16 protein-coding genes and 1 pseudogene are annotated in these 17,464 nt (G+C 68.8%); 8 read left to right on the top strand and 9 right to left on the bottom strand.

Annotation, left to right across the window (positions count from 1 at the left end; genetic code table 11):
- Window positions 1-33: 33 nt before the first annotated feature.
- On the top strand, window positions 34-603 hold the full coding sequence (locus tag HWX58_RS02625; RefSeq protein WP_175985499.1) for a hypothetical protein: 570 nt from the start codon (window positions 34-36) through the stop codon (window positions 601-603).
- On the opposite strand, the gene HWX58_RS02620 is transcribed toward HWX58_RS02625, so the two are convergent.
- On the bottom strand, window positions 597-1,208 hold the full coding sequence (locus HWX58_RS02620) for a class I SAM-dependent methyltransferase (protein WP_175985498.1): 612 nt from the start codon (window positions 1,206-1,208) through the stop codon (window positions 597-599). The two genes, HWX58_RS02625 and HWX58_RS02620, sit on opposite strands and share 7 nt — an antisense overlap.
- Window positions 1,205-2,026: a 16S rRNA (cytidine(1402)-2'-O)-methyltransferase gene (gene rsmI / locus HWX58_RS02615; RefSeq protein WP_175985497.1), complete on the bottom strand. Its 822-nt coding sequence runs from the start codon at window positions 2,024-2,026 to the stop codon at window positions 1,205-1,207. The genes HWX58_RS02620 and rsmI overlap by 4 nt, the downstream gene beginning before the upstream one ends.
- Before the next feature lie 22 nt (window positions 2,027-2,048).
- Here rsmI and HWX58_RS02610 point away from each other — a divergent pair, with 22 nt between their 5' ends.
- On the top strand, window positions 2,049-3,587 hold the full coding sequence (locus HWX58_RS02610) for a dolichyl-phosphate-mannose--protein mannosyltransferase (protein WP_250646052.1): 1,539 nt from the start codon (window positions 2,049-2,051) through the stop codon (window positions 3,585-3,587).
- Between the two features lie 7 nt (window positions 3,588-3,594).
- Window positions 3,595-4,194, top strand: a complete 600-nt coding sequence (locus HWX58_RS02605) for an HAD family hydrolase (RefSeq protein WP_175985496.1) — start codon at window positions 3,595-3,597, stop codon at window positions 4,192-4,194.
- 47 nt (window positions 4,195-4,241) lie between these two features.
- Here the strand turns inward: HWX58_RS02605 and msuE are convergent, their stop codons facing one another.
- Window positions 4,242-4,808 (bottom strand): FMN reductase, encoded by a 567-nt coding sequence (gene msuE, locus HWX58_RS02600; protein WP_175985495.1) that lies wholly within the window; start codon window positions 4,806-4,808, stop codon window positions 4,242-4,244.
- Between the two features lie 76 nt (window positions 4,809-4,884).
- Window positions 4,885-5,720, bottom strand: a pseudogene (locus tag HWX58_RS02595) (aldo/keto reductase).
- Between the two features lie 55 nt (window positions 5,721-5,775).
- Between HWX58_RS02595 and hrpA the strand changes: the two are divergent.
- Window positions 5,776-9,696: an ATP-dependent RNA helicase HrpA gene (gene hrpA, locus HWX58_RS02590; RefSeq protein ID WP_175985494.1), complete on the top strand. Its 3,921-nt coding sequence runs from the start codon at window positions 5,776-5,778 to the stop codon at window positions 9,694-9,696.
- A 181-nt stretch (window positions 9,697-9,877) separates the two neighbouring features.
- Window positions 9,878-10,822, top strand: a complete 945-nt coding sequence (locus HWX58_RS02585; protein WP_175985493.1) for a quinone oxidoreductase family protein — start codon at window positions 9,878-9,880, stop codon at window positions 10,820-10,822.
- Here HWX58_RS02585 and HWX58_RS02580 read toward each other — a convergent pair.
- The 3 genes from HWX58_RS02580 to HWX58_RS02570 form a co-directional block, all read right to left on the bottom strand.
- Window positions 10,812-11,846 (bottom strand): methionine synthase, encoded by a 1,035-nt coding sequence (locus HWX58_RS02580; protein ID WP_175985492.1) that lies wholly within the window; start codon window positions 11,844-11,846, stop codon window positions 10,812-10,814. The genes HWX58_RS02585 and HWX58_RS02580 overlap by 11 nt on opposite strands.
- The gene (locus HWX58_RS02575; protein ID WP_175985491.1) at window positions 11,843-12,841 is read right to left on the bottom strand and encodes a putative oxygenase MesX; all 999 of its coding nucleotides are present in this window, start codon (window positions 12,839-12,841) and stop codon (window positions 11,843-11,845) included. Before HWX58_RS02575 ends, HWX58_RS02580 begins: the two co-directional genes overlap by 4 nt.
- A 92-nt stretch (window positions 12,842-12,933) precedes the next feature.
- Window positions 12,934-13,887 carry a LysR family transcriptional regulator gene (locus HWX58_RS02570; RefSeq protein WP_175985490.1) on the bottom strand — a complete coding sequence of 318 codons (954 nt, stop codon included), beginning with the start codon at window positions 13,885-13,887 and terminating at the stop codon, window positions 12,934-12,936.
- Between the two features lie 17 nt (window positions 13,888-13,904).
- On the opposite strand from HWX58_RS02570, the gene HWX58_RS15340 reads away from it, so the two are divergent.
- The 3 genes from HWX58_RS15340 to HWX58_RS02555 are packed head-to-tail and all read left to right on the top strand — an operon-like array spanning window position 13,905 to window position 16,100.
- Window positions 13,905-14,177, top strand: coding sequence for a hypothetical protein (locus HWX58_RS15340; protein ID WP_217702930.1), 273 nt, complete (start codon window positions 13,905-13,907; stop codon window positions 14,175-14,177).
- Window positions 14,174-15,169 carry a Gfo/Idh/MocA family protein gene (locus HWX58_RS02560; protein WP_175985489.1) on the top strand — a complete coding sequence of 332 codons (996 nt, stop codon included), beginning with the start codon at window positions 14,174-14,176 and terminating at the stop codon, window positions 15,167-15,169. Before HWX58_RS15340 ends, HWX58_RS02560 begins: the two co-directional genes overlap by 4 nt.
- The gene (locus HWX58_RS02555; RefSeq protein ID WP_175985488.1) at window positions 15,162-16,100 is read left to right on the top strand and encodes an NYN domain-containing protein; all 939 of its coding nucleotides are present in this window, start codon (window positions 15,162-15,164) and stop codon (window positions 16,098-16,100) included. The genes HWX58_RS02560 and HWX58_RS02555 overlap by 8 nt, the downstream gene beginning before the upstream one ends.
- On the opposite strand, the gene HWX58_RS02550 is transcribed toward HWX58_RS02555, so the two are convergent.
- Window positions 16,081-17,130: an epimerase gene (locus HWX58_RS02550; RefSeq protein ID WP_175985487.1), complete on the bottom strand. Its 1,050-nt coding sequence runs from the start codon at window positions 17,128-17,130 to the stop codon at window positions 16,081-16,083. The genes HWX58_RS02555 and HWX58_RS02550 overlap by 20 nt on opposite strands.
- Window positions 17,073-17,444: a PLDc N-terminal domain-containing protein gene (locus tag HWX58_RS02545; protein ID WP_175985486.1), complete on the bottom strand. Its 372-nt coding sequence runs from the start codon at window positions 17,442-17,444 to the stop codon at window positions 17,073-17,075. Before HWX58_RS02545 ends, HWX58_RS02550 begins: the two co-directional genes overlap by 58 nt.
- Window positions 17,445-17,464: the final 20 nt, after the last annotated feature.

The raw sequence follows: 17,464 nt of genomic DNA, 5'->3' as shown, positions 1-17,464 counted from the left end.
CGCGTGGCCCCGAACCGTTCCACTGTGAGAAGCATGAACATCGTCATCGCCATCCTCGCGTGCGAAATCGGCTTCTGGGTCGTCCTGTTCGGCGGCCTCGCCGCCCGGTATCTGCTGCGCCTGAAGCGGCTTTCCTCGGTGCTGCTGCTGTGCGTGCCGCTCCTGGACGTCGCGCTGCTCATCCTGATCGCGTGGGATCTGGGCGTCGCGGGAGCGACCGCCGACTTCACCCACGGCCTGGGCGCCGTGTACCTCGGCTTCACCGTCGCGTTCGGGCACACGGTCATCGCCCGGGTCGACGCCTGGTTCGCGCACCGGTTCGCTGGAGGTCCGGAACCGATCAAGGTGCCGCAGGACGGCCCGGCGCGGCTGGCGCACGAGTGGAAGGACTGGGGACGGATGGTGCTCTGTGCGGTCATCGCCTCGCTGGTCCTCGGCGGGATCACGTGGTTCGTCGGCGATCCGGCACGCACTGCGGAACTGGTCAGCTGGATCTGGCGGGTGTGGCTGGTCACCGGCATCTGGTTCGTGGGATGGCCGGTGTGGGAGACGGTGAAGCAGGTGGCGCGCGGCCCCATGGCGAGCGAGCGAGCCCGTCAGTGACGAGTCGCGATCAGTGCGCCGTGGGGGCGGATGCTGACTTCATCGGGTGCGCGTTCGCGGCGCTCCTGGTGCGACACCGTGAAACCGGCGCACGCGAGAAGGTCGGAGAGCGCTTCCGCTGACCAGAAGTAGGCCTCGGTCACCGCGTGCGCGAACGGCTGGCGCGGCGGCCCGTCGAAGAAACCGATGAGGAGGGAGCCGCCGGGAGCGACCGCGCGTGCGAACTCCTCGAGCACAGCGGGGAGTTCGACGGGCGGTGTGTGGATCAGCGAGTACCAGGCTAGGATGCCGCCGAGCGATGCGTCTGCGACTGGAAGCGCATAAAAGGAGCCCTGCTCGAGGCGCAGGTGCGGATGGCGGCTGCGCGCGGCGGCGAGAAGCTCTTCCGAGATGTCGAGGCCGATGACATCCCGGTTCTCGCCGTCGAGGAAATCGGTCCACAGTCCCGGGCCGCAGCCCGCGTCCAGCAGCCGACCAGGCGTGGCATCCCGCCACTGTGCGATCAGAGATCGGTCTGCGGCATTCATCTGCTCGACGTCGCCGGCGAGTTCGGCGTACTCCGCGGCGCGTGCGTTGTAGGCCGCGCCGATCGACGCCGGCGTCATCGCTTCCGTGACGCGAGAGCCTGCTGGTAGAGGTCGCGGGAGCTGAGGCCGGTGGCGGCGGCGACCTCGGCGCACGCATCCTTCAGCCGCACGCCGCCCTCGACGAGCGCCTGCACCTGGACGCCGGCATCCTCTGCGGATGCGACGACGGGCGTCGCCCCCTCGACGACGACGACGATCTCGCCCTTCACGCCGCCCTCTGCCCACGAGACCAGCTCGGATGCCGTGCCGCGCCGCACCTCTTCGTACATCTTGGTGAGTTCGCGGCACACCGCGATGCGGCGGTCGTCGCCGAAGACCGCCCCCATGTCGGCGAGAGACGAGGCCAGACGCGACGGCGACTCGAAGAAGATCATCGTGCGGGACTCGGCGGCGAGCGCCTGCAGCTCGCGCCGCCGATCCCCCGGCTTGCGCGGCAGGAACCCCTCGAACGTGAAACGGTCGGTGGGCATCCCCGAGATCGCGAGGGCCATGATGACGGCGCTCGGCCCGGGGATCGCCGTCACGGTCACGCCCTGCGCGACGGCTTCGGCGACCAGTCCGTACCCCGGGTCGCTGACCGCCGGCATCCCCGCATCGCTGACGACGACGACGTCCTCGTCGGTGGCGAGCGCGACGATCTCCGCGGCCTTGTGCTTCTCGTTGTGGTCGTGCAGCGCGATCAGCCGCGGCCGGTTCGCGATGTGCAGCGCCTTCAGCAGATGGGCCGTCGTCCTGGTGTCCTCGGCAGCGACGACGGTCGCGTTCTCGAGCACTTCGATCAGGCGTCGGGAGGCATCGCCGAGGTTGCCGATCGGGGTCGCCGCGAGGATGATCACCCGTTCAGCTTAGGCTGGTCGCGTGTCCGCACCCGTGCCCCTGCTCCCGCCTCCGGCCGAGCGCCTGACGGCGTGGGGGCGCCTGCGCGATCGCGTTCTCGTCGATCCGGACTGGAGTCGCATGATCCGGTGGCTCGCGCCGCTCGTGATCACGGCGCTCGCGGCCGTGCTGCGCCTCGCGAACCTGGCCCACCCGCACACCCTCGCCTTCGACGAGACCTACTACGTCAAGGACGCCTGGTCACTGTGGACGCTCGGCTACGAGGGCACCTGGGGCGACGGCGCGAACGAGCAGTTCCTGACCGGCGACACGACCGCCCTGACCGAGACCGGCAGCTTCGTCGTGCATCCGCCGCTCGGCAAATGGATCATCGCCCTCGGCATGGGCCTCTTCGGTGCCGGCAACAGCGCGGCGTGGCGACTGATGGTCGCGCTGGTCGGCACGGCCACCGTGCTGCTGGTCTACCTCGTAGCCAAGGAGCTCACCCGTTCCGTCGTCGCGGCGAGCGTCGCCGGGCTCCTGCTCGCCATCGATGGGCTGAGCATCGTGATGAGCCGGATCGGGCTGCTCGACGGCATCCTGACCTTCTTCATCCTGCTGGGGCTCCTCTTCGTGCTGCTCGATCGGCGGCGGAGCATCCCACTCGTGGAGAACTCCGAGAGCGCGCTCTGGGGCCCCGTGATCTGGCGGCGTCCCTGGCTCATCGCCGCCGGTGTCGCCCTCGGCGCCGCGACCGCCGTCAAGTGGTCGGGACTGTATGCACTGGCCGGCTTCGGGATCTACCTCGTCGTCACGGATGCGCTCGCGCGCCGCCGCGCCGGGATCGCCTTCTGGCCGATGGATGCCGCGGCCCGCCAGGGCCCCGTGACGTTCTTGCTGCTGGTACCCGCCGCCGCGCTCACGTATCTCGCATCATGGACGGGATGGCTGCTGACGGCCGGCGGCTACGACCGGCAGTCCGACGCGAACCCGTTCACCGCGCTGTGGAAATACCACGAGGCGATCTACGCGTTTCACGTGGGCCTCAACTCGGGGCATCCGTACGCCAGCCCGGCGTGGCAGTGGCCCTTCCTGATCCGTCCGACGGCGGTGTGGACCGGCGACGACCAGAGCTGCGGCACCGACCACTGCATCTCGGTGATCTCCACGGTGCCGAATCCACTGATCTGGTACGCCGGAGTCGCCGCCGCGGCCTATCTGCTCTACCGGTTCGTGCGCGGCCTCATCGAACGCCGGCCGATGCCGTGGACCTACGGCGTGCCGCTCGTCGGCCTCGCCATCACGTATGTTCCGTGGCTCCTGTACCCGGAGCGGACGATCTTCCAGTTCTACACGGTGGTGATGATGCCGTTCCTGGTCCTGGCCCTGACACTCGCCCTCCGGGACATGGGCGGCCGCCGTGAGGATCCACTGCATCGTCGGCAGGCCGGCGAGCGCACGGTGATGGTGTTCCTCGTCGTGGTCGTGCTGGTGTCGGCGTTCTACTACCCGGTGTGGACGGGCATGAGCGTGCCGTATGAGTTCTGGCTCGTGCACAACTGGCTGCCGACGTGGGTGTGATCGCGACATGGTGACGACGATTCGCGCGGTGCTCTTCGATCTCGACGGCGTGATGCGGCACTTCGCCGACGACCACATCGCCGCCGTCGAGGCCCGCCACGGGCTCGATCCGGGAGCCATCGCGCGCTTCGCCTTCGCCGACGATGTGCTGACCCCGGTCGTCACCGGCGCCATCGCCCGCACCACGTGGGTCCACCAGATCGGCCGGCACGTCGGCAATGAGCAGGCGGCAGCGGAGTGGGCCCGGACCCCGAGCATCGTCGACGACGAGATGGTCCGCCTCGTCGACGCCGTGCGCGCCGCCGGGCACCGCACGGCGATCCTCACGAACGGCACCGACACCGTAAAGTCCGAGATCGACGCGCTCGGGCTGACCCCGCACTTCGATCGCATCTTCAACTCGGCCGAGATCGGCTACGCCAAGCCGGACCCGCGGGCGTTCCAGCATGTGCTCGACGCGCTCGAGCTCTCAGCGGGGGATGTCTTCTTCACCGACGACTCCCCGAGCAAGCTCACGGGTGCCGAGCAGCTCGGGATGCCGACGCACCACTTCTGCGGGGCATCCGGCCTGCGGGACGCCCTGCGCTCGCGCGGCGTGCGCATCTGACGGCGTGCGCATCTGACGGGGTGCCGGCGTCAGACGGGATGCCGGCGTCAGACGAGGGCATCCACCGTGCGCGTCGCCGCGTAGCCCACCAGCGGCAGGGCGCGATCCGCGGCGAGCGCGATGCGCGCCTCGAGCACCTCGGAGGCGACCCGGTCGCCGTCGAAATCCGTGTTGCTGGCGTAGACGCCCAGCGGCAGCGTGAGCGCCTGGAAGAACGCGAACAGCGGCCGCAACTGGTGCTCGATCATCAGCGCGTGCCGCTCTCCGCCTCCCGTCGCGGCGAGGAGCACCGGCTTGCCGACGAGCTCGTACTGGCCGATGAAGTCGAACAGATGCTTGAACAGCCCGGTGAAGGATGCTCGGTATACGGGGCTTCCGACGATCAGCAGATCGGCCTGTTCGATCGCGACAAGCTGCTCCTCGATGTGGGCAGGCAGCTGGTCGCGCCGCAGGGCTCCGGCCAGCGAGGGCCCGATCTCGGTGAGTTCGATCAGCTGGATCTCGGCGTCCGCGCGCTCGGCGACGGCATCCGCGATCGCGCGCAGCAGCGCGGTCGTCTTGCTGGGCTCGTGGAGCGAGCCGGAGACGGCGACGATGCGGTAGGGAGCGGTCATGCAGGCGACGCTACTCACGACGACGCCCTGTGGCACGCGGAGCGACACAGGGCGTCATCGTTCGACACAGGTCGTCTCAGTTGAACTCGTTCGGGTGGGTTCCGACGCGGCCCGAGCCGTCCAGCGGGTCGAGGGCGTCGATCGCCGCGATCTCGCTGTCCGTCAGGGTGAAGTCGAACACGTCGAGGTTCTCGCGCAGACGCTCGATCCGCACCGACTTCGGGAAGACGATGTTTCCCTTCTGCAGGTGCCAGCCGAGCACGATCTGCGCCGGGGTCTTCTCGTGCGCCGCTGCAGCATCGGCGACGGCGGGTGTGCCGAACAGGTCGTACTTGCCCTGGCCGAGCGGGCCCCACGCCTCGATGCGCACGCCGTGATCGGCGGCCCACGCGGTGACCTCGCGCTGCTGGTACGCCGGGTGCAACTCGATCTGATCCACAGCCGGGGTGACACCGGTCTCCTTCACGACGCGCTCGAGGTGCTCCACGAGGAAGTTCGAGACGCCGATGCTTCGGGTCAGACCCTGTTCGCGCAGCTCGATGAGCTTCGCGAACGCGTGGACGTAGTTGTCCTTGGCCGGGGTCGGCCAGTGCACGAGGTAGAGGTCGACGTGCTCGAGGCCGAGCTTCTCGAGGCTCTCGGCGATCGCGGCGTTCGGCTCGTCGCCGTCGTGGCGGTCGTTCCACAGCTTCGTCGTGATGAACAGCTCGTCCCGGGCGATGCCGCTCTTCGCGATCGCGGCACCCACCCCTTCCTCGTTGCCGTAGATCGCGGCGGTGTCGATGTGGCGATAGCCGACCTCGAGGGCCTCGGAGACCGTGCGCTCCGTGTCGGCCGGTCGACCTTGAACACCCCGTAGCCGAGCTGCGGGATCGTGTGACCGTCGTTCAGAGTGATGAGGGGAATCGTCATGCCGTCCAGCCTACGACCTGTGATGACAGGCTCGGCCGTCATACGATGGAGGGCTATGTCATCTCCCGTCATCTCCTATCCCCCGGAGCTGCCCGTCAGTGCCGCCCGGGAGGAGATCGCCGCCGCCATCCGCGACAACCAGGTCGTCGTCGTCGCCGGCGCCACCGGGTCGGGCAAGACGACGCAGCTGCCGAAGATCTGTCTCGAGCTCGGCCGCGAGAGCATCGCGCACACGCAGCCGCGGCGCCTTGCCGCACGAACGATCGCCGAGCGCGTCGCCGAAGAGCTGCAGGTGGAGCTCGGCGGCCTGGTCGGGTTCAAGGTCCGTTTCACCGACCAAGTCTCGGCCGACACGAAGATCGCGCTGATGACCGACGGCATCCTGCTGAACGAGATCCATCGCGACCGGCTCCTGCGCCGCTACGACACGATCATCATCGACGAGGCGCACGAGCGGTCCCTCAACGTCGACTTCCTGCTCGGCTACCTCACCCGGATCCTTCCCGAGCGCCCCGACCTCAAGGTCATCATCACCTCGGCCACGATCGACCCCGAGAGCTTCGCGAAGCACTTCGCCGGCGACGACGAGGAACCCGCACCCGTGATCGAGGTCTCCGGGCGCACCTACCCGGTCGAGATCCGGTACCGGGGCCCCGATGAGGATGCCGAGGAGGACGAGGTCTCCGCCATCGTCGCAGCTCTCCGCGAACTCGACCGCGAGGCACCGGGCGACGTGCTCGTCTTCCTGCCCGGCGAGGCCGAGATCCGGGATGCCGCGGATGCCGTCCGCTCCGCCTACACGTCAACGAAGGCCCCCGTCGAGGTGCTCCCCCTGTATGGGCGACTCTCGGCCGCCGAGCAGCACCGCGTGTTCGAGCCGAGCCGTGTCGCGGGCGTCCGACGCCGGGTCATCCTCGCGACCAACGTGGCCGAGACGAGCCTCACGGTCCCCGGCATCAAGTACGTCATCGACACCGGAACCGCGCGCATCTCGCGGTACAGCAACCGCTCCAAGGTGCAGCGGCTGCCGATCGAGGCGATCTCGCAGGCGTCGGCGAACCAGCGCTCCGGCCGCGCGGGCCGCACCAGTGACGGCATCGCGATCCGCCTGTACTCCGAAGAGGACTTCGAGAAGCGGCCCGAGTTCACCGAACCCGAGATCCTGCGCACCTCGCTCGCGTCCGTCGTTCTGCAGATGCTGTCGCTGGGATTCGGCGACATCACAGCGTTCCCGTTCCTCACGCCTCCCGACTCGCGCGGCGTCAAGGCCGCCTTCGACCTGCTCACCGAGCTCGGCGCGGTCGACCCTTCGACGGGCTCAGGGACCGCCCGTCTCACGAAGATCGGCCGCGACATCTCGCGCATGCCGATCGATCCGCGGTTCGCACGGATGCTGCTCGAGGCGCAGCGCGGGGATGTGTCCGAGGATGTGCTGGCCATCGTCGCGGGCATGTCGATCCAGGACGTCCGCGAGCGCCCGTCGCAGGATGCACCGCAGGCGGTCCGGGATGCCGCAGACCGCATGCACGCCCGCTTCACCGACCCCACGAGCGATTTCCTCGCGATCCTCAACCTCTGGAATCACCTTCGGGAGCAGCAGCGGGAGCTCGGATCCAGCGCGTTCCGCCGCATGTGCCGCTCGGAGCACCTGAACTACGTGCGCGTTCGGGAATGGTTCGACGTGCACCGCCAGCTGCGAAGTCTCGTGAAGAGCCCCCGCCGCGGGTCGTTGAGCGAGCGGAGCGAGACGAAACGGGTTGAGCGAGCGGAGCGAGTCGAAACCGCACCCCAGGGCCACACCAACGGCGACGCCATCCACCGCGCGCTGCTCTCGGGCCTTCTGTCGCAGATCGGCATCCTCGACGAGCGGAACGCCAAGGGAACGACCAAGGACAAGAGCAAGAAGGAGAAGCGCCGGACGCCTGAATACCGCGGCGCCCGCGGCATCCGCTTCTCGGTCTTCCCCGGCTCCGGCCTGCGCAAGCAGAGCCCGAAGGCCGTCATGGCCGCCGAGATCGTCGAGACCTCGCGCACGTTCGCCCGCACGGTCGCCGCGATCGACCCCGCGTGGGCGGAGACGCTCGCGGGCGATCTCGCCAAGCGCCAGGTGTCCGAACCGCACTGGTCGAAGGATGCCGGGGCCGCGATCGCCTACGAGAAGGTCACCCTGTTCGGGGTCGAGATCATCCCGCGTCGCCGCATCCAGTTCGCGCGGGTCGATCGCGCGGCATCCCGCGAGCTGTTCCTGCGGCACGCCCTGGTCGAGGGCGAATGGGACCCGGGACGCATCGACAAGCGCGTCAGTGCTTTCTGGCGCAGCAACCTCGAACTGCGACGCCGTCTCGAGAAGCTCGAGGAGCGCGAGCGCCGCCGCGACATCCTCGTGGGCGACGAGGCGGTCTTCCGCTTCTACGACGAGCGCGTCCCGGCAGACGTGTTCGACGTGCGCTCCTTCGAGGCGTGGTGGCGCGAGGCGCTGCAGACGACTCCGAAGCTGCTCGTCATGCGCGAGAGCGACCTCATCGAGGACGACGACCGCGCGGACAAGGACGAGTTCCCCACGCGCTGGCGGCAGGGCGACCAGGTGCTCGGCCTCGCCTACCGGTTCGAACCGGGCGCTGCGGATGACGGCGTCAGCGTCGTCGTCCCGCTCGCGCTGCTCGCCCAGATCGAGGATCGCGGGTTCGACTGGCAGGTGCCGGGGCTGCGGGCCGAGCTCGTCACCGCACTGCTGCGCGCTCTGCCCAAGACCATCCGCCGCCATGTCGTCCCGGCCGCCGACTGGGCGGAGAAGTTCGGCGCCGAGCTGGCAGAACAGGGTCCGGAGGGCCACGACGGCCTGCCGGAGCGTTCGCTGAAGGAGGCACTCGCGCGCCTGATCCAGCCGCTGGCCAATCAGCCCGTCGCAGCCTCGGACTTCGACGACGAACGCGTACCGGGGCACCTGCGCATGAACTTTCGCGCGGTCGACGAACGCGGCAGGGTCGCCGGTTCCGCCCGGGATCTGGGCGACCTGCAACGATCCCTGTCGGACCGGGCCAGGGCGAGCGTCGCACGGACGATCGCGAAGCCCCAGAAGCCCGACGTCCGTGATGTCGCCACGGCGACGCGTCCGTCGTCGATCGAGAGGCAGGGTCTCACGGCCTGGACCTTCGACGACCTCCCCGAGGTGCTCGACACGCGCGTCGCCGGAGGCGTGGTGCGCGGGTATCCGGCGATCGTCGACGAGGGCAAGACCGTCGCCGTGCGCGTCGAGGCCACGGCGGATGCCGCCGCGCGCCTCACCCGCGACGGCGTGCTGCGGCTGATCCTGCTGAACGTGCCGTCGCCGGCCTCGTACGTGCAGGATCACCTGACATCGCAGGAGAAGCTCGCCCTGGCGGCGTCCCCGTACCCGAACGTCGCAGCCCTCGTCGAGGACGCCCGCCGCGCAGTCGTGCAGGCGGCCCTTCCCGCAGGTGTCATCCGCACGAAGGCCGCGTTCGAGCAGGCGAGGGATGCGGTCAGCACCGCCCTCGTCGACGACCTGTTCCAGACGGTCTCTCTCATCGCCCGCATACTCACGAAGTCGCGCGACGTGGAGCGCGGCATCAAGGCGCAGAACTCGCTCGCGCTGCTCGGCCCGCTGAACGACATCCGCTCGCAGCTGAACACCCTCCTGCATCCCGGCTTCATCTCGGCGGCCGGCATCGACCGGCTCGCGCACTTCCCCCGCTACCTCGACGGGATGCTCGACCGGCTGAAGACGCTCGCGAACGAGCCGGGCAGGGATCGCGCCCGCATGACCGAGTTCGAGCGCGTCGCGCAGGCGTTCGCGGATGCCGGCGGCACGACCCCGCTGCCCGCCGATGCACCCGCGGCGCTGACCGAGGCGCGCTGGCTGCTCGAGGAGTACCGCATCAGCGTGTTCGCGCAACGTCTCGGCACCGCGCAGCCGGTGTCTCCCCAGCGCATCGCGAAAGCACTGCGCCCCTGACCACCCTCCTGACCTCTCCGCCCCACCCCCACGCCCCCGCCCGCCCGTGCACAACTTCGGACCTGAGCTCCGACACGCCGTGGCACGGCGCATCCACGCGGCGTGTCGCCAGTGGCGTCCGAAGTTGTGCACGCGCGAAGGTCGCCGGGCGAGGACCGCTGTGGACGGGCAGCCTGGCGGCATGGCTCGTGCGATCGTCTACACAGAACTCGGCTCCCCTGACGTCCTCCAGCTCGTCGACATCCCGGGCCCTGTCGCCGGTCCCGGCGAGGTCGTCGTCCGCATCGAAGCGGCCGGCGTCAACCCGCTCGACGCCAAGCGCCGCAGCGGCAAGCGCCCGATGCCGCCGATCACCGAACCCCACCGGGTCGGGTTCGACGGCGCCGGCACCATCGAGTCCGTCGGCGACGGCGTCACGGGCTTCTCCGTGGGCGACCGCGTCGCCGTCCGCGATGCATCCGGCACATACGCCACGCACATCGCCATCTCCGCCGACCACCTCTACGCTCTTCCGGATTCCGTGACCGCCGCTGAGGCCGCCGGTCTCGGCATCCCGGTCGGCACCGCCTATCAGTGCCTGCGCTCGCTCGAGGTCGGCGAGGGCGACGTGCTGCTCGTGCACGCCGGATCCGGCGCGGTCGGGCAGGCGGCGATCCAGTTCGCCGTCGCCTGGGGCGCGACCGTCGTCGCCACGGCGAGCCCCGCGCGCCACGAGCAGGTGCGCGACCTGGGCGCGATCCCGGTCGCTTACGGCGAAGGCCTCGCAGACCGCGTGCGCGCAGCCGTGGACGACGCCGTCACGGTCGCGCTCGACTGCGCGGGCACGGACGAGGCCATTGCGGTCTCCAAGGAGCTCGTGGCCGACCACGATCGCATCGCGACCATCGTTCGCGGTCCGGATGCCGCAGAGCTCGGCATCCGCGCCTTCAGCGGCGGCTCGCCCATGCCCCTCACCGAGCAGGAGATCGCCTGGCGGTCCGAGGGCATCGCCGTCGCGATCGACCTGATCGCGAGCGGAGACTTCCAGGTCGAGCTGGGCGCCGAGCTGCCTCTCGCGGAAGCGGCCGAGGCGCACCGTCTCATCGAGGCGCACGAGGCGCACGGCAAGATCACCCTCATTCCGTGAGCGCCAGCTCCCCCCGGACGATCTCCGCTCCCGCCGCGAGCGCGACCATCTTGGCACGCGCCACCTGACGCGGCAGGGGCGCCATCCCGCAGTTGGTGCTCGGGTAGAGCTTGTCCGGATCGACGAATCGGAGGACGCCGCGAAGCGTGTCGGCCACGGTCTCGGGAGTCTCGATATCAGTGCCCGCGACGTCGATCGCGCCGACCATCACCTTCTTGCCGCGCAGCAACTCGATCAGCTCGATCGGGACGCGCGAGTTCTGGCATTCCAGCGAGACGATGTCGATCGCCGACTCCTGCAGCAGCGGGAAGGACTGCTCGTACTGACGCCATTGGTCTCCGAGCGTCGCCTTCCAGTCGTTGTTCGCCTTGATGCCGTAGCCGTAGCAGATGTGCACGGCGGTCTCGCAGCGGAGCCCCTCTGCGGCCTGTTCGAGCACGGACACACCCCAGTCCTTCACATCGTCGAAGAACACATTGAAGGCGGGTTCATCGAATTGGATGATGTCGACCCCCGCCGCCTCGAGCTCCCTGGCCTCCTCATTGAGGATCTTCGCGAACTCCGTGGCGAGCTTCTCGCGACTGCCGTAGTGGCGGTCGTAAAGCGTGTCGATCATCGTCATCGGGCCGGGCAGCGCCCACTTGATCGGGCGATCGGTCTGCGCACGAAGGGTCTTCGCATCCTCGGCGAAGACCGTCCGCTCCCGGCTCACCGCCCCGACCACCGACGGGACGCTCGCGTCGTAGCGGTCGCGGATGCGCACCGTCTCGCGCCGTTCGAAGTCGACCCCGCCGAGGCTCTCGACGAACGTCGTGACGAAGTGCTGGCGGGTCTGCTCCCCGTCGCTGATGATGTCGAGACCCGCAAGAGCCTGCTCTGCGGCTGACAGCGAGAGCGCGTCGCGCTGCCCTTCGACGAGCTCCTCCCCCTGCAGCCGCCAGGGCGCCCAGAGCTTCTCCGGCTCGGCGAGCCAGGCGGGCTTGGGCAGACTGCCGACGATCGAGGTGGGCAGCTGTGCGTTCATGCGTGACTCCCCGCGGCGATCGGCTCCCCGGCCCATCGCTCCAGGACGCTCCGGAACGGCGTGATCAGGTGCTCCTCCGTGTACTTCCCCTGCGTGATCCCGAGCCTGCTGCGCTCGGCACGGTCATACGTGATCGCCGTCTCTGTGTACTCGGGGTTGTCCAGCCTCGGCCGGTACACCTCCTGCGCCTGAGCGGTCGCGTTGTAGATCTCAGGACGATAGATCTTCTGGAACGTCTCCATCGTGCTGATGGTGCCGATGAGCGCCAGATCCGAGTAGTCCGCCAGAAGGTCGCCGCGGAAGTAGAACGCCAGCGGCGCGGCCGCACCCGGCGGCATGAAGAAGCGCACCTGCATCCCCATCCTCGCGAAGTACTCGTCGGTGAGGGAGAACTCGCTCTGCTGGTACTCGACTCCGAGAACAGGGTGATCGGTGCCGAGTCGGCGGTAGGTCTTGCTGCTCGAGACGCTGATGCAGATGACGGGCGGCTGACAGAATCGCTCCCGATAGGCATCGGAGTCGAGGAAGCGCTGGAACAGACCGCCGTGCAGGTCGCCGAAGCCTTCCGGAAGACCGGACTGCGCGGCATCCGCCGTGTGCCGGGGCAGCAGCACGCTGAAGTCGTAGTCGCGGACGTACGAGGAGAAGTTGTTCCCCACGATCCCGTCGATGCGCTCTCTGGTGCGGGTGTCGAGGATCGTCACGTCGAGGATCTCGATCAGCGGGAACTCGACCACGACGCCGTCCGCGTCGAAGTACAGGTCGGCGGAGACGATCTCGAGTTCGACGGAATAGCGATCCGCAGTCGGGTTGTCGTCGCGCGCGAGAGCGTTGAACCGATCGTCGATCATCGCGAGGGTGCTGCGGAGGTTCTGCCGACGGTTCTCGCCCCTGGCCAGGTTCGCGAAGTTGGTGGTGGTCCGCGAGGTGGCCGACGGCGCATACGACTCGTCGAACCGGGCCGTCCGGATGCGGAACTCGAATGGGCTGCTCATGGTTCGTCAGCGTATGCACACCGAACAGCGATAGCTCCATCGAGGGTCGCGATGCCCTGCGATCGGCTTTCCCTATACCCCCGAATGCCGCACTACGACAGGGTTTCGACGCCGTATCCCGACACGACATCGCGCATCTCTGCGACGAAACGTAGCGCCTGCTCGGTGAGCGGGATGCCGGACTGCCCGATCCAACCGACCTCGATGCGCTCGTCGACGTCGAGCGGGACGGCGACGATCGACGGATCGAAATCGTCGGAGATGATGCCCGTGGAGATCGTGTAGCCGCCCAGACCGATCATGAGGTTGAAGATCGTGGCCCGGTCGCTGACGCGGATGTCCTGCGTCGACGAGCGTGTGGAGAGGATCTCCTCGGCGAAGTAGAACGAGTTGTTCGCCCCCTGGTCGAAGGTGAGCCGCGGCAGACCATCGAGGTCGTCAAGGGTTACGCGCTCGCGGTCGGCGAGCGGGTTCGACCGGGCGATGAAGATGTGCGGGGTGGCGAGGAACAGCGGAGTGAAACCGAGTCCGGAATCCCGGAGCAGTTTGTCGATGACCTTGTGGTTGAAGTCGTTCCGGTACAGGACGCCCAGCTCGCTGCGGAACGTGCGGACGTCTTCGATGATGTCCCAGGTGCGGGTCTCGCGGAGGGCGAACGCGTACTCCGCCGCATCCGCGCCCCTCACCATCCGCACGAACGCCTCGACGACGAACGAATAGTGCTGCGTCGACACGGCGAGCATCCTCCGCGACGGCTGGCCCCCGAAATAGCGCTGCTCGAGAAGGCCGGCCTGCTCGACCACCTGGCGCGCGTAGCCGAGGAACTCGGTGCCGTCCACGGTGAGGCTCACACCGCGTGCCGAACGGATCAGCAGCGTGCAACCGACCCGCTGCTCGAGATCTTTTATGGCGCCGGACATCGTCGGCTGCGACACGTAGAGCAGGTCCGCGGCGGCGCTGATGGATCCTTCGGCTGCGACCTCGACGAAATACCTCAGCTGCTGAAGGGTGATCCCGCTGGTCGCCCCGATCCTCTCGCCCGCCACAGACCCAAGCTATCCCAGTGACGGACAGGTCAGGCGACCTGCTCCTGCCCTGCCTCGTCCCGGCGCCGTGCGCCTTCGCGCAGCAGCGGCACGAGCTCCTCGCCCCAGTCGCGCACGTCGCTCAGCGGATCGAAGCCGCGGATCAGGAACCGCGTGACGCCCAGGTCGTAGTAGCCGGAATCACGCTGCTGCTGATCCAGTCCTCGCCTCTGGACGAGGAGCTCGAACGCATCGCCGAGCAGGTCTTCCCGCTCATCGAGCAGAGAGCACTCGCTACGCTGAGAGGATGACTGGACTGCGCTGGGGAATCCTCGCCACGGGCGGCATCGCCCACGCCTTCGCCTCCGACCTGCGCACCGCAGGACTCGACCTCGTCGCGGTGGGTTCGCGCTCGCAAGCATCGGCCGACGCGTTCGCCGCGGAATTCGGCATCGAGGCTGCGCACGCGTCGTATGAGGCGCTCGTGACCGACCCGGGCGTCGACATCGTGTACGTGTCGACACCGCATCCGATGCATCACGCCACCGCACGCCTGGCACTCGAGAACGGCAAGCACGTGCTCGTGGAGAAGCCGTTCACCCTCAACCGGGCGGAGGCCGCGGACCTGCAGCGGATCGCCGCCGAGCGAGGGCTCCTCGTCATGGAGGCGATGTGGACGCGATACCTGCCGCATATGGTCCGCATCCGCGAGATCATCGCCGACGGCACCCTGGGCGAGATCCGTGCGGTGACGGCGGATCACACCCAGCTGCTCCCCTCGGACCCGGCACACCGGCTGAACGCCCTCGAACTGGGAGGCGGAGCTCTGCTCGACCTCGGCATCTACCCCGTCTCGTTCGTCTGGGACGTCCTGGGCGCGCCCGAGACCGTCACGGCATCCGGCCGGCTCGGCGAGACCGGAGCCGACACCGAGGTCGCCACGATCATGACGCATGCCGGCGGCGCTCTCTCCACGACTCTGTCGTCGTCGCGTGCCGCAGGCGCCACCTCGGCGTCGATCGTCGGCACCGAGGCGCGGATCGAGATCGACCGCGTCTGGTACGCGCCGACCACGTTCCGCGTCATCGCGCCGGACGGCGAGGTGCGCGAGAGCTACGCGTCCGAGGTCGACGGGCGCGGCATGCAGTTCCAGGCTCTCGCCGCCGAGCGGCTCGTGCGAGACGGCATCTTGGAGGGCGATGTCTTGCCCATCGCCGAGAGCGTGGCCATCATGGGAACGCTGGATGAAATCCGGGCGCAGATCGGCGTCCGGTACCCGAGCGAGGAGCGCACCGATGGCTGACCCCCAGGACCCGCGCGTCGCGGTCTACCTCGACTTCGACAACATCGTCATCTCGTGGTTCGACCGGGTGCACGGCCGGAACGCGTACAGCAAGGATCGCCAGCGCATCGCCGAGAACCCGAACGACCCCGAGGTCGTCGAGCGTCTGAAGGAGGCGATGATCGAGGTCGGCGCCATCATCGACTACGCGGCATCCTTCGGCACTCTCGTGCTGACCCGCGCGTACGCGGACTGGTCATCGCCGGTGAACGCCGAGTACCGCTCGCAGCTCGTCGCGCGCGCCGTCGACCTGGTGCAGCTCTTTCCCGCCGCCGCCTACGCGAAGAACGGTGCAGACATCCGACTGGCGGTGGATGCCGTGGAGGACATGTTCCGCCTCTCCGACCTCACCCACGTCGTGCTCGTCGCGGGCGACAGCGACTACGTCCCGCTCGCGCAGCGCTGCAAGCGGCTCGGGCGCTACGTGATCGGCGTGGGTGTCGCGGGGTCCACGGCGAAGTCGCTCGCGGCGGCCTGCGACGAGTTCGAGTCCTACGACTCGCTGCCGGGAGTGTCGCGACCGGCTCAGAAGAAGGCCGCACCGGTCCCTGCTGAAGCCGAGGACGAGACGCCGGCCAAGACCAGAGCCACAAGCCGGAACAGGGCCAAGAAGAAGCCGGTCGAGCAGGATGCCGAGACAACGCAGCTCAGCGACCAGGACGAGGCGACCGCGCTGCTGCAGCGCGCCCTGCGCCTGGGTCACGACAAGGCCGATGCCGACGAGTGGCTGCACAGCTCGGCCGTGAAGACGCACATGCGCCGCATGGATCCGTCGTTCAGTGAGAAGGGGCTCGGGTACCGGTCGTTCTCGGACTTCCTGAAGTCCCGCGAGCAGATCGCGGAGCTCGAGGAGACCGGTCACGAACGGCTGGTCAGGCTCCGCGACCGCTGATCCTGCGGTGGATGTCGCGCAGCGCCGGTTCGAGCTCGGAGTGCGCGAAGCGGTAGCCGGCGTCGAGCAGCACCTGCGGCGCGACCCACCTGCTCTTGAGAACGAGCTCTGGTTCGGTGCGCAGCACCCACATGGCGGGCTCCAGCATGAACCGCCACGCCGGCATGCCCAGCGGCATCCGCACGATGCGGCGCAGCGTCGCCATCAGTGACCGGTTGTCGCTCTGCGTCGGCGCCGACAGGTTGACGGGCCCCGCGATCGTCGGGGTGTCCCGGAGGAAGCGGATCGCGCCGACGAGGTCGTCGATGTGGATCCAGCTGAACTTCTGCCGCCCCTTCGAGCGCACCCACAGCGGTCTGCGCCGCTCGGTCGGGTGCGGTCCGATGCCGCGGTAGCGGTTGTGGGGGAACCACCAGCCGTCGATCTGCGGCCCGCCGAGCCCGAGCCGGGCGAGGCGGAACAGCATGGTCGTCGCCGGCCCATCGCCCAGGACGATCGTGATGCGCATCGCGACGCGGCGCGTCTTCGGGAGCTCGAGGCGGAACAGCTCCTCCTCCCAGGCCAGAGCGACGTCGGGAGAGAACCCCGTGTCGAAGTCGGTGTCGGCCTCGGTCTGCGCCCGGTCGAGCGCGTAGCGGTACACGGTCGCGCTGCTCGAGTTCAGCCACACGGCCGGCGGATGCTCCGAGCGGGCGATCGCCTCGCCGAGCATCCGGGTCGTGTCGATGCGCGATCGCAGGATCTCGTCGCGATTGACGTCGTCGTATCGGCAGTCGACGATCCGCCCCGCGAGCCCGATGACGAGGTCGGCGCCGTCGACGACGCGCAGAACGGATGCCGGGTCGTCCCAGGTCGCATCAGGACCCGACCGGCCGATCACACGGACCTCGTACCCGTCCGCTTCGAGGGCACTCGCGAGCACCCTGCCGAGGAAGCCCGATCCGCCGCCCAGGACGGCGCGCTTCGGCTTGCTCAGGATGCGTCGCCCTCGTCGTGCCGCCGCTTGGCGATCTCCTCGCGGAGGCGCCATTCCTCGATCTCGCGGTCGAGATCGGCGATCTGCTGCTCGGTGGTGCGGGTGTCTGCGGCCGGCGGCGCGTACTGCGGGGCAGGCGGCGCCTGGGTGCGCGCGTCGCGGCGCGGCATCCGGGGCAGCGAGACTCCGCCTTCGCCGTACTCGCGACCGATCAGGAACCACAGGATGCTCCCGATCATCGGCAGCAGCACGACGAGGAGGATCCAGACCAGCTTCGGCAGGTGCTTCACCTGCGACTCGTCACGCGTGATGATGTCGATCAGTGCGACGATCAGCACGGCGATGATGAGGAGCGAGACGAACGGCATGCCCTCAGCGTAGACGACGG

This window comes from Microbacterium tenebrionis (assembly GCF_903645325.1).
Classification (GTDB): domain Bacteria; phylum Actinomycetota; class Actinomycetes; order Actinomycetales; family Microbacteriaceae; genus Microbacterium; species Microbacterium tenebrionis.
Note: the sequence above shows the minus strand (reverse complement) of the source record. Positions and strands in the feature narration are given on the sequence as shown.